The organism is Streptomyces sp. NPDC008079 (genome assembly GCF_042957385.1).
Taxonomy (GTDB): Bacteria; Actinomycetota; Actinomycetes; order Streptomycetales; family Streptomycetaceae; genus Actinacidiphila.
The window spans coordinates 1-11647 of sequence record NZ_JBIBIC010000006.1; the positions used below are offsets into that span (position 1 = coordinate 1).

Sequence of the window (11647 nt, forward strand, 5' to 3'; positions counted from 1 at the left end):
GGCCCCGTCGGGGCGCCCCCCCGTTTTTTGTGTTTTGGGGGGGGGGGCGCCCCCGGGGGGGGGGGGGGGGGGGGGGGGGGCCCCCCCCCCCCCCCCCCGCCCGCCGCGGCTGTTCCCCAGCCCGCACCCCAGCCCGTACCTGAGCCTGTTCTGTTCCTGAAGAAAGACACACTCAGTTGAGCAACACGAGCAAGCAGTCCGGGTCGCTGCGCCGCTACGTCCTCACCAGGATCGCGCTCGCCGTGCCCATGGTCCTCATCCTGCTGGTCCTGGTCTTCGTCATGATGCGGGTGGCGCCGGGCGACCCCATCTCGGCCTCGCAGGGCGGCAAGCTGAGCGCGGCCGAACTCGCCGCCAGACGCCACGCGGCGGGCTTCGACGCCCCCATCTACCAGCAGTTCTGGGACTACCTGAAGTCCGTCGGCACCCTGAACTTCGGCACCACGTTCTCCGATCGCCGCAGCGTGCGGGACATCATCGTCGAGAACGGCGGCGCCACCCTCACCCTCACCGCGGGCGGCCTGGTCTTCGCCGCCGTCATCGGCATCCCCGTCGGCCTGCTCGCCGGCCGCTACCGGGACCGCGCGGTCGACGTCACCAGCCGGCTCTTCAGCACCGTCAGCTACGCCGCGCCCGTCTTCGTCACCGCGCCGCTGCTGATGCTCGCCTTCGGCTCCACCTCCGGCCAGGCCTCCCCGCTGGTGCAGCTCAACGTGCCCACCCAGACGCACATCCTCATCGTGGACGCGGTACTGGCCGGCGACTGGGACGCGGTCGGCGACATCACCCAGCACCTGATCCTGCCGTCGGTCTGCCTCGGCCTGCTCGTGGTCGGCGTCTTCATCCGGATGATCAGGATCAACCTCATTCAGTCGCTCCAGGGCGACTACATCGAGGCCGCCCGCGCCCGCGGCGTCAAGGAACGCCACGTCGTGGCGCGGCACGGCTTCCGCAACGCCCTGGTGCCGGTGATCACGGTCCTCGGCCTCCAGGTCGCCATGCTGCTCGGCGGCGCGGTGCTCACCGAACAGATCTTCAACTGGCCCGGCATCGGCCGCCAGTTGATCGACTACATCAACCAGCGCGACTACGTCGCCGTCCAGGGCATCGTCACCGTCTTCGCCCTGGTCGTCGTCGTGATCAGCATGCTGATCGACTTCGTGAACGCGCTGATCGACCCGAGGGTGCGGTACTGATGGCCCAGACAACCCCCATGCCCCCCGGCCCGGCCACCGAGGCCCCGCAGGCACAGCTGCCCGCCCCCAGGTCGACCCGCTTCGGCGGCCTGCGGCGGATCTGGGCGGCGATCCGCGAGGCCCGCGGCGTACCGCGGTTCATGCTCTGGACCGGCGCCCTGATCTCCGCGCTCTTCGTGATCATGGCCGTCTTCGGCCCGCTGATCGCGCCGTACGACTTCGACACGTACCAGTCCGGCGGCACCCGCTTCCCCAAGCAGGGCGCGCCCGACGGCGACCACTGGTTCGGCACCACCGTGCAGAGCCTCGACGTGCTCTCGCGCACCATCTACGGCGCCCGCACCGCGCTGGAGGTGATGGTGCTCGCCGTGGTGTTCTCGCTGATCATCGGCGTCCTGCTGGGCCTGCTCTCCGGCTACTTCGGCGGCTGGCTCGACCGCATCCTGGTGCTCGTGATGGACGCGCTCTTCGCGTTCCCCTACCTGCTGCTGGCGATCGTCGCCGGATTCGTCTTCGCCGGGATCGCGGGCGGCAGCATCATCACCGCCGCCCTGTCGATCACCGTGGTCTACATCCCGCAGTACTTCCGGGTGGTCCGCGCCTCCGCGCTCTCCGCCCGCGAGGCGACCTTCGTCGAGGCCGCCCGCGCGATGGGCGCCAAACCGTCCGTCGTCATCCGCAAGTACCTCTTCGGCAACGTCATCCAGTCGGTGCCCGTCATCACCACGATGAACGCCGCCGACGCCATCGCCACCCTGGCCGGCCTCGGCTTCCTGGGCCTGGGCATCCAGCCCACCGACGCCGCCGAGTGGGGCTACGACCTCTCCCGCGCCATCGACGACGTCAACGCGGGCATGTGGTGGACCTGCCTCTACCCGGGCCTGGCCATGGTCATCGCGATCCTCGGCTTCACCCTGCTCGGCGAGGGACTCAACGACGTCCTCAACCCGACCATGCGCCGCCGCCGGATCTCCAAGGTGCTGCTCCCGCCGCACACCCGCCGCCGCACCGTCATCACCCCCGAAGGGACGGCCGCCAAGTGACCACCGTGACCGAACCCGTCCCCGCCGGGCCCGCACCGGCCGGACCCGTCCTGTCCGTACGCGACCTGCGCGTCTGGTACGGCACCGACCGCGGCCCGGTCCGCGCCGTGGACGGCGTCAGCTTCGACGTACGCCCCGGCGAGACCCTCGGCCTGGTCGGCGAGTCCGGCTGCGGCAAGTCCACCCTCGGCCGCGGCGTCCTCGGCCTCACCCCGGCCGCCGCCGCGGTCGACGGCGAGGTCGTGCTGAACAGCGAGGGCGGCGCGGGCCGCAACCTCACCGAACTGTCCGACCGCGAGATCCAGAAGCTGCGCGGCCCGGAACTCGGCCTGATCTTCCAGGAGCCGATGACCCGGCTCAACCCCCTCATGCGGATCTCCCAGCACTTCGAGGAGGCCCTGCGCACCCACCACAAGGACCTCCCCAAGCGCGAGGTGAAGGCGCGCGCCCTGGAGGCGCTGCGCGGCATGGGCATCCCCGAGAGCCGCTACGAGAACTACCCGCACGAGTTCTCCGGCGGCATGCGGCAGCGCATCATGATCGCGCTCGCGCTGGTGCTGCGGCCCGCGTTCATCGTCGCCGACGAGCCCACCACGGCCCTCGACGTCCTGGTCGAGGCGCAGATCATCAAGATCCTCGCCGACCTCAGGAAGAACTTCGACACCTCACTGGTGCTGATCACGCACAATCTCGGTATCGTCGCCGAAGCGTGCGACCGCGTCGCGGTGATGTACGCCGGCCACATCGTCGAACAGGGCGATGCCCGCGCGGTGTTCGCCGACCCGCAGCACCCGTACACCAAGGAACTGCTCCGCTCGACCATCTCCCTGTCCACCACGGGACTGCACTACATCCCCGGCAGTCCGCCGGATCTGGTGCGACCGCCGGATGGCTGCCGGTTCCATCCGCGCTGTCCGGTGGCGATGGCGGGATGCGCGACGGCGGAGCCGCCCGAGGTGACGCTGCCCTCCGGCGTGCGCAGCGCCTGCTGGCACCAGGCCATCGAGGCCGATCCCTCGCTGGCCGACGAGTTGGGAACGGGCGGGCGCGAGCCGCTCGCCGCGGTGAAGGAGATCAGCGTTGCTGACGAAGCCTGATGTGATGCCCTCCGGCGGCGCCGCCGGGGACGGCGCGGAGGCGCTCGTCGAGGTCGACGACCTCGAAGTCCACTTCGGCCTGCGCGGCAGCCTGCTGGGACGCTTCGGCGGCCGGGCGGCCGGCGCGGTCAAGGCCGTCGACGGCGTGAGCCTCACCCTGCGCAAGGGCGAGGTGCTCGGCCTGGTCGGCGAGTCCGGCTCGGGCAAGACCACCCTCGGCCGCACCCTGATCGGCCTGAACAAGGCCACCGGCGGCTCCATCCGCTACCGCGGCCAGGAGATGGGCGGCCTCGGCGAACGCGCGCTGCGCCCCCTGCGCCGCAAGCTCCAGATGGTCTTCCAGGACCCGCACGCCTCCCTCAACCCGGCGATGGACATCCGCACGGCTGTCGGCCACCCGCTGCGCATCCACCGACTCGTCGACAGCGAGCAGGAGTACGACGCCAGGGTCACCGACGCGCTGGAGCGCGTCGGCCTCACCCCGCCCGAGCGCTACCTCTCCAAGTTCCCCGCCGACCTGTCCGGCGGCCAGAAGCAGCGCGCCGTACTGGCCCGCGCGATCATCGCCGAGCCGGAACTGCTGGTCGCCGACGAACCCATCTCGATGCTCGACATGAGCGTCCGCGCCAAGATCCTCCAGCTCATGCTGGACCTCAAGCGCGACCTGGACCTCACGTACGTCTACGTCACCCACGACCTGGCGAGCGCGAAGTTCTTCTGTGACACCATCGCCATCATGTATCTCGGCCGGATAGTCGAGTACGGCCCGACCGCACAGGTCTTCGCCGACCCGCAGCACCCCTACACCAAGGCCCTGCTCGCGGCCATCCCGGAGCCCGACCCGCGGCTGGCCGTGGAGCGCGAACTGCCGCGCGGCGAGATCCCGGACGCCGCCGCACCGCCCCTGGGCTGCGCCTTTCACCCGCGCTGCCCGGTCGCGGTCGCCGAGTGCGGCTGGGAGGCCCGCGACCTGCGCGCCCTGCTGGAACGCCGCTGGCTGGAGCTGCCCCCGCAGGACAGCACCGCGGAGAAGGCGCTGTTCGCGGACCTCGAATCACTGTCCGCTCCAGGGCTCGGCCGCGTATCGATCGCCCCCGGAAGAAGCCACACGGCCGAGGATGTGCTGGAATACCTCCGGCGTCTGCGCGAGGAAGCATCGGCGGCCGAACCGCGTGAGCCCTTCTGGCGCGGAGTGGTCACGATGCGTGCCGAAAGCGGCCGGGTCGTGGTGGAGTTCGCCCCGCCACGCGATCCGCGCCTCAACCTGATTCCGAAGACCGGCGTGCAAGTCGCCTGCCACCTGCACCAGCACGCCGCGAGCGCCCAGGGAACATGAGCGGGAACAAGAGGAGAACGACGACGATGAACCGCAAGCTTCTGGTGCTGCCCGCCCTGCTGGGCGTCATGACACCCCTGATCGCTGGGTGCGGCGGTACCGGCGGGGGGAGCGGCGACAGCGGCAAAGCCATCGTCGTCGGCACCACGGACAGTATCGAGCTGACCAAGGACAACCCGGCCCCCCTCGACCCGGCGACCTCCTACGACAGCGCGACCTGGAACATCTTCTACAACACGTTCCAGATGCTGCTCACCTACCCGCGCGGCAGCACCACCCCGACCCCGGACGCGGCGAAGGAGTGCCACTACAACGACACGTCCGGGCTGACGTACACCTGCACGATGCGCGACGGCCAGAAGTTCTCCAACGGCCACGACCTCACGGCGGAGGACGTCAAGTTCTCCATCGAGCGCATGCAGAAGATCAACTACAAGGTCGGCCCGGCGTCCCTCATATCGGACGTGAAGTCCGTCGAGGCGCCCGACTCCAAGACCGTGATCTTCCACCTGAAGGCCGCCGACGCCACCTTCCCGGCCAAGCTCGCCACCCCGGCCGCCGCGATCGTCGACAGCCGGGTCTACGAGATGGACAAGCCGTACACCGGCTTCAAGCTGGTCGGCTCGGGACCGTACACGCTGGACTCCTTCGTCCAGGCCAAGCAGGGCGTGTTCTCCAAGAACTCGCACTACGGCGGCATCCTCAAGCTCAACAACAGCAAGGTCGACCTGAAGCTGTTCGCCGACTCCAAGAAGATGGAGGCGGCGCTCAAGGCCGGCAGCATCGACGTGATGTCGCGCACGCTGAACCCGGACCAGATCAACAACCTGCTCCAGAGCACCGACCCGAACGTGAAGCTGACCGAGGCCCCCGGCGGCGAGGCGCGCTACCTGTTCCTCAACACCGACTCGCCGAACCTCAAGGACGTCGCGGTCCGGCAGGCCATGGCATGGGTCCTGGACCGCCAGGCGATCACCCGTGACGTCTACAAGCGCACCGCCGAGCCGCTGTACTCGGTCGTGCCGCAGGGCATCACCGGTCACATCAACTCGTTCTTCAACAAGTACCAGGTGCCGAGCGTCAGCAACGCCAAGTCGCTGCTGCACCACGCGGGCATCGACGACAAGGTCGAGCTGACCATCAACTACCGCCGTGACACCGGCGGCACGATGAACCAGCCGGAGGCCGAGGAGATCGCCCGGCAGCTCAACGCCAGCGGCCTGTTCACCGTCACGGCCAAGAGCGAGCAGTGGAACGCCTTCCTGTCCAAGGCGTCCTCCCGCGCCTACCAGATCTTCGCGATCAGTTGGCTCCCGGACTTCCCGGACCCCGACAACTACATCGCGCCGTTCTTCGACAAGGACAACTTCCTGAACCTGCCGTACAAGAACAAGCAGATCCAGGACCAGATCCTGCCCGCCACCCGCAAGCAGGCCGAACGGTCCACCGCCAGCGCCGACTTCGCGACCGCGCAGAACCTCATCGCGCAGGACGTGCCGATGCTGCCGCTGTGGCAGGGCAAGCAGTACATCGCGTCGCGCCCCGACATCACCGGTGTCGAGTGGGCGCTCAACTCCTCGACCACCACGCAGTTCTGGGAGCTGGGCCGCGGCGTCTCCGGCTGACCCGGAGACCGGCCGTCCGGTGACGGCGCGACGACGAAAGCGGCCGGCCGCGGTCCCGAACCTCAGGGACCGCGGCCGGCCGCTTCGCGCGTGTCGTGCGCCCGCGGGGGACGTCAGCCCGCGCCGGGGCGCACCAGCCCGCTCTCGTACGCGTAGACCGCCGCCTGGACGCGGTCGCGCAGCGCCAGCTTGGTCAGCACATGGCCGACATGGGTCTTGACGGTCGTCTCGCTGACGAACAGCTCGGCGGCGATCTCCGCGTTCGACAACCCGCGGGCCACCAGCTTCAGCACCTCGACCTCGCGCTCGGTCAGCGAGTGCAGCGGCTGCGGCACCGCGTCCTCACCGGACGGCAGCCGGCCCGCGTACTTGTCCAGCAGCCGCCGCGTGATGCTCGGCGCGAGCATCGCCTCACCGGCCGCGACCACCCGGATCGCCTGCACCAGCTCGGCGGCGGGCGCGTCCTTGAGCAGAAAGCCGCTGGCCCCGGCCCGCAGCGCCTCCACCACGTACTCGTCGAGGTCGAAGGTGGTCAGCACCAGCACCTTGGCCGGGCCCGACCGGTCGGGCCCGGTGATCTGCCGGGTCGCCTCCACCCCGTCCATCCGGGGCATCCGGATGTCCATCAGGACCACATCGGGCTGCAACGCCCGCACCTGGTCCAGGGCCTGCTGGCCGTCCCCGGCCTCGCCGACCACGACGAGATCGCCCTCGGCCTCCAGGATCATCCGGAAACCGGTACGCAACAGGGGCTGATCGTCCACCAGCAGGACGCGAATAGCCACGGGTTCTCCTTCGCCTTCGCTAGATCGGGCCATTCTCGCCCACGAGAGGCAGCGCACCCGCTATTTCCGCCAGGGGATAGGGCGGGGGAGTCCCCCCGAACTCGGGACAGAACGCCTGGTGGTCGCACCAGCCGCACAGCGGCGTACGGCGCGGGCGCCAGTCCCCGCTGGCCGTCGCCTCCCTGATCGCCTCCCACAGGGCCTGCAACTTGCGCTCGGTGGCCCGCAGATCGCCCTCGGTCGGGTCGTACGTCAGCACGTCCCCGCTGCCCAGGTAGACGAGCTGGAGGCGGCGCGGCACCACACCGCGCAGCCGCCACAGCACCAGCGCGTAGAACTTCATCTGGAACAGCGGCTCGTCCGCGTACTCCGGGCGCGGCGCCTTGCCCGTCTTGTAATCCACCACCCGCAGGTCGCCGCTGGCCGGTGCCACGTCCAGCCGGTCCACGTATCCGCGCAGCGTCAGCCCGGACTCCAGCACCGTCTCCACGTACAGCTCGCGCTCGGCGGGCTCCAGACGCGTCGGGTCCTCCAGGGTGAACCAGCGGTCCACCAGCCGCTCGGCGCTCTCCAGCCACTGCGCCAGCGCCCCCGCGTCCACCGCGTCGTCCGCCGCCCGGAACAGCGACGCCAGCTCGGGGCGGGCCGCCAGCAGCTTCCGCCACTCGCCCGGCACCATCGCCCGGGCCCGCTCGGCCGTACGCTCGGCGGCAGGGGCGTCGAAGAGCCGTTCGAGCACGGCGTGCACCACGGTGCCCCGGGTGGCCGCCTCGCTCGGCTGCTCGGGCAGCCGGTCGATCACCCGCAGCCGGTACAGCAGCGGGCAGCGCATGAAGTCCGCCGCGCGCGACGGGGACAGCGACGACGGAGGTCGCGGCGGGATGCTCTCGGTGCTGGTGCCCATGGCAGACGACCCTACGGCCTGCCACCGACAGTGCGGGTGTCCCGCCCGGAACAGCGGGGCAATAGCATGGCTGCGGAGCCCGTCGTCCCGCATGATCGACTCAGGGTCCGTATCCGAACGAGGGGAACCAGTGAGCGAGAGCGGCCGGCCGCCGTCCAAGAACACCAACATCCCGGGCCGGGACGGCGGCAGCGACAAGCCGCCGCGCGAGCCCGGAGGCGGCATCCTCATGGGCCGCTTCTACGGTGTCCCGATCTACGTCGCCCCGAGCTGGTTCCTGGTCGCCGCCCTGATCACCTGGGTCTTCGGCGGCCAGCTGGAAACCGTGCTGCCCGAGCTGGGCCGCATCCGCTACCTGGTCTCGCTCTTCTTCGCGGTCGCCTTCTACGCCTCCGTGCTCATCCACGAACTGGCCCACACCGTCGCCGCGCTCCGCTTCCGGCTCCCCGTACGGCGGATCCAGCTCCAGTTCTTCGGCGGCGTCTCCGAGATCGAGAAGGAGTCGGAGACACCGGGCCGCGAATTCGTGCTCGCCTTCGTCGGCCCGCTGCTCTCGCTGGTCCTGGCCGGGGTCTTCTTCGGCGGCATGCAGTTCGTGGAGTCCGGCACCGTCCCCGGAGTGCTGCTCGCCGGACTCATGGTCAGCAATCTGATCGTGGCCATCTTCAACTTCCTGCCCGGCCTGCCGCTGGACGGCGGCCGGATGCTGCGCGCCGTGGTCTGGAAGATCAGCGGCAAGCCGATGACCGGCACCGTCGCCGCCGCCTGGGTCGGCCGGGGCCTGGCCATCGCCGTACTGATCGGCCTGCCCCTGCTGTCGTACGCGGGCGGCCTGCGCGACAACGGCGACGGCAGCGGCGCGGACTCGCTCACCGACGCCCTGCTCGCCGCGATCCTGGCCGCCATCATCTGGACCGGCGCGGGCAACAGCCTGCGCATGGCCAGGCTGCGCGAGCGGCTGCCGGGACTGCGTGCCCGCACCCTCACCCGCAGGGCCGTGCCCGTCGCCTCCGACACCCCGCTGTCCGAGGCGCTGCGCCGGGCCAACGAGGCGGGAGCGCGCGCCCTGGTCGTCGTGGACGGCGCGGGAGCCGCGACCGCGCTGGTCCGCGAGTCCGCGATCGTCAACATCCCCGAGCACCGCCGCCCCTGGGTCGCCGTCAGCGGCCTCGCCCAGGACCTCACCCCCGGCATGCGCGTCTCGGCCGAGCTGTCGGGCGAGGAGCTGCTCGACGCCCTGCGGGCCGCCCCCTCCACGGAGTACCTGGTGGTCGAGCCCACCGGCGAGATCTACGGCGTCCTGTCCACCGTGGACGTCGAACGCGCCTTCCTCTCGGCGATGTCCCGGCCCGACGCGTGAACAGGCGGCCGTATAACAGCCGGTAGGGTGGTCTTATGTCCGAACCGACCGGTGCCGCCCGCCGACGCGGGCCCTTCAAAGTCGGGGACCAGGTCCAGCTCACCGACCCCAAGGGACGCCACTACACCTTCACGCTCGAAGCCGGAAAGCAGTTCCACACCCACAAGGGCGCTTTCCCGCACGACGAGCTGATCGGTGCTCCCGAGGGCAGTGTTGTCCGAACCACGGGAAACGTCGCCTACCTCGCGCTGCGCCCCCTGCTCCCCGACTACGTCCTGTCCATGCCCCGCGGCGCCGCCGTGGTCTACCCCAAGGACGCGGGGCAGATCCTGGCGATGGCCGACATCTTCGCCGGCGCCCGGGTCGTCGAGGCGGGCGTGGGCTCCGGCTCGCTGAGCAGCTTCCTGCTGCGGGCGATCGGCGACCACGGCATGCTGCACAGCTACGAGCGCCGCGCCGACTTCGCCGAGATCGCCACCCAGAACGTGGAGCGCTACTTCGGCGGACCGCACCCCGCCTGGCAGCTCACCGTCGGCGACCTCCAGGACCACCTCTCGGACACCGACGTGGACCGGGTCATCCTGGACATGCTGGCGCCCTGGGAGTGCCTGGAGCCGGTCGCCAAGGCCCTGGTCCCCGGCGGCATCCTGTGCGCGTACGTGGCCACCACCACGCAGCTCGCCCGTACTGTGGAGGCCATCCGCGAGCACGGCACCTTCAACGAGCCCGCGGCCTGGGAGACCATGGTCCGCACCTGGCACGTCGAGGGACTGGCCGTCCGCCCCGACCACCGGATGATCGGACACACCGGCTTCCTGCTCACCGCCCGCCGCCTCGCGGACGGCGTGGAGCCCCCGCTGCGCCGCCGCAGGCCCGCCAAGGGCGCCTACGGCGAGGACTACACCGGACCCGGCAGCGCGAGCGGCGGCTCCGCCCCGGCCGACGCCGCCCCGTAGCGCCACCCGGTCAACAGCGCCGTTTCGGCCAACTTCACCCGGCCGCCGCCGGTTTGCCCTCCGATGGGCACCGGCGGCGGCTTTTTCGCGGTCCGATTCTCCGGGTCCGTGGGCCTTTCCCCGCACCGCACGCGCGGTACCACGGGCAACTGCCGCCCCGCCGTTCCCCCCTGGTGTGACGTATGGCACCATGCTGGCCACCCCCGCCGTTCGACCCCAGGAGACAGGCGAGTGCAGCCGTCCGCAGGCCCGGCCCTCCCGCACACCCGCACCCGCACGGTGCACTGGATCACCACGGCCGCCGCGCTCGGCGCCATCGTGGCCGCGGGGGCCCTCGTACAGCCCGCGGACGCCTCATCGGGCGGCGCCGAGGCGCCCGCCACCCCGGTGGCCGCGCCGGACCCCCAGGCGGTCACGTACCCGCTGGACTGCGCGGGCGCCCCGGTGGAGGTCCTGAACCACGTGTCCGGCGACCTGGACGGCGACGGGCGGCCCGAGACGGTCGTCGTGGTGCGCTGCCGGACCGACACCGGCACCCCGCCCAGCGGCGTCTTCGTCCTCGCCGCGCCCGCCACCGCGGGCGGGCGTCCGACGATCGCCGAGACCCTGGTCAGGCCCGCCGACAAGCGGTCCGTCACCGGCTTCCGGCTCCAGGGCCGCACCGTACGGGCCACCGTGCTCGGCTATTCGAGCGACACCACGCCGCGCTGCTGCCCCGACCTGAAGCGGGACTACTCCTGGGAGTGGCGCGACGGCCGCTACGTGGCGCTGCCCGGCCCGGCGAACAACAGCATCTGACCGCGGGCGGCCGTCCGGCCGCACGGGCCCGGCGCCCGCCCCCGGCCGCCCGTCCGGCTCAGTCGGCGTCCGGGCCGTACACCTCGACCCGGTCCGCCGCGCGCCGCACGTGAATGCAGTCGCCCGGGCACTCCTTGGCCGAGTCCACCACATCCCGCAACAGCGGCAGCGGTACGGGTACGGTGGCACCAGGTGTCTGGAGCAGCTCGGCTTCCTCACCCTCCGGAGCCGGACCCTTCACATAGGCCAGCCCGTCGATGTCCAGCTCGAAAATCTCGGGCGCGTACTGCACGCAGATCCCGTCACCGGTGCAGAGGTCCTGGTCGATCCAGACCTCGAGTGCTTCGGCCGTCTCGTTGCCCACGGAAACCCTCGCCTGCCGTTCGTCGTTCAGGAAGCATCGGAAACTCATCAGCAACACCATCAGGAAGCAACAGCCTTCGCAGGGTGTTGACCGGATCGACGATACAACCGGCGGCTTTCCGATGGTGATCGGCGGGTCTCGGTGGGTATCTCACTGGCGGAGGGACGTACGCAAGGGTGAAGA

Annotated in this window: 11 protein-coding genes; 8 read left to right on the top strand and 3 right to left on the bottom strand. The window is 70.7% G+C overall.

All coding sequences use genetic code 11. The features are described 5' to 3' along the window. The first annotated feature begins 176 nt into the window (after positions 1-176). From ACFZAM_RS15315 to ACFZAM_RS15335, 5 genes are read left to right on the top strand one after another with little or no spacing between them, the layout of a single operon-like run. Positions 177-1196 carry an ABC transporter permease subunit gene (locus ACFZAM_RS15315; protein ID WP_391046219.1) on the top strand — a complete coding sequence of 340 codons (1020 nt, stop codon included), beginning with the start codon at positions 177-179 and terminating at the stop codon, positions 1194-1196. Beyond that, the gene (locus ACFZAM_RS15320; protein ID WP_391046222.1) at positions 1196-2239 is read left to right on the top strand and encodes an ABC transporter permease subunit; all 1044 of its coding nucleotides are present in this window, start codon (positions 1196-1198) and stop codon (positions 2237-2239) included. The genes ACFZAM_RS15315 and ACFZAM_RS15320 overlap by 1 nt, the downstream gene beginning before the upstream one ends. After that, a complete protein-coding gene (locus ACFZAM_RS15325) occupies positions 2236-3336 on the top strand; it encodes an oligopeptide/dipeptide ABC transporter ATP-binding protein (protein WP_391046224.1) in 1101 nt (366 codons plus the stop codon). The genes ACFZAM_RS15320 and ACFZAM_RS15325 overlap by 4 nt, the downstream gene beginning before the upstream one ends. Further along, positions 3320-4672: an oligopeptide/dipeptide ABC transporter ATP-binding protein gene (locus ACFZAM_RS15330; RefSeq protein WP_391046226.1), complete on the top strand. Its 1353-nt coding sequence runs from the start codon at positions 3320-3322 to the stop codon at positions 4670-4672. Before ACFZAM_RS15325 ends, ACFZAM_RS15330 begins: the two co-directional genes overlap by 17 nt. Before the next feature lie 26 nt (positions 4673-4698). Then, on the top strand, positions 4699-6297 hold the full coding sequence (locus tag ACFZAM_RS15335) for an ABC transporter substrate-binding protein (protein WP_355333012.1): 1599 nt from the start codon (positions 4699-4701) through the stop codon (positions 6295-6297). A gap of 113 nt (positions 6298-6410) precedes the next feature. Here ACFZAM_RS15335 and ACFZAM_RS15340 read toward each other — a convergent pair whose 3' ends face one another. Then, positions 6411-7082: a response regulator gene (locus ACFZAM_RS15340; protein WP_188282977.1), complete on the bottom strand. Its 672-nt coding sequence runs from the start codon at positions 7080-7082 to the stop codon at positions 6411-6413. A gap of 19 nt (positions 7083-7101) precedes the next feature. Beyond that, a complete protein-coding gene (locus ACFZAM_RS15345; protein WP_355333010.1) occupies positions 7102-7986 on the bottom strand; it encodes a PD-(D/E)XK nuclease family protein in 885 nt (294 codons plus the stop codon). A gap of 91 nt (positions 7987-8077) precedes the next feature. On the opposite strand from ACFZAM_RS15345, the gene ACFZAM_RS15350 reads away from it, so the two are divergent. The 3 genes from ACFZAM_RS15350 to ACFZAM_RS15360 all read left to right on the top strand — a co-directional run bounded on the left by ACFZAM_RS15350 (position 8078) and on the right by ACFZAM_RS15360 (position 11100). Next, positions 8078-9346 (top strand): site-2 protease family protein, encoded by a 1269-nt coding sequence (locus ACFZAM_RS15350; RefSeq protein WP_391046228.1) that lies wholly within the window; start codon positions 8078-8080, stop codon positions 9344-9346. Between the two features lie 35 nt (positions 9347-9381). Further along, positions 9382-10302, top strand: coding sequence for a tRNA (adenine-N1)-methyltransferase (locus ACFZAM_RS15355; protein ID WP_391046230.1), 921 nt, complete (start codon positions 9382-9384; stop codon positions 10300-10302). Positions 10303-10533: 231 nt separating this feature from the next. Continuing rightward, positions 10534-11100 carry a hypothetical protein gene (locus ACFZAM_RS15360; RefSeq protein WP_355333004.1) on the top strand — a complete coding sequence of 189 codons (567 nt, stop codon included), beginning with the start codon at positions 10534-10536 and terminating at the stop codon, positions 11098-11100. Positions 11101-11158: 58 nt separating this feature from the next. On the opposite strand, the gene ACFZAM_RS15365 is transcribed toward ACFZAM_RS15360, so the two are convergent. After that, a complete protein-coding gene (locus tag ACFZAM_RS15365; protein WP_355333001.1) occupies positions 11159-11512 on the bottom strand; it encodes a ferredoxin in 354 nt (117 codons plus the stop codon). Between the last annotated feature and the right edge of the window lie 135 nt (positions 11513-11647).

Excerpts from the sequence above, each read along its gene's own strand:
- ACFZAM_RS15365 (WP_355333001.1), bottom strand. The coding sequence starts at position 11,512 with ATGAGTTTCCGATGCTTCCTGAACGACGAACGGCAGGCGAGGGTTTCC.
- ACFZAM_RS15355 (WP_391046230.1), top strand. The coding sequence starts at position 9,382 with ATGTCCGAACCGACCGGTGCCGCCCGCCGACGCGGGCCCTTCAAAGTC.
- ACFZAM_RS15350 (WP_391046228.1), top strand. The coding sequence starts at position 8,078 with ATGATCGACTCAGGGTCCGTATCCGAACGAGGGGAACCAGTGAGCGAG.
- ACFZAM_RS15345 (WP_355333010.1), bottom strand. The coding sequence starts at position 7,986 with ATGGGCACCAGCACCGAGAGCATCCCGCCGCGACCTCCGTCGTCGCTG.
- ACFZAM_RS15320 (WP_391046222.1), top strand. The coding sequence starts at position 1,196 with ATGGCCCAGACAACCCCCATGCCCCCCGGCCCGGCCACCGAGGCCCCG.
- ACFZAM_RS15335 (WP_355333012.1), top strand. The coding sequence starts at position 4,699 with ATGAACCGCAAGCTTCTGGTGCTGCCCGCCCTGCTGGGCGTCATGACA.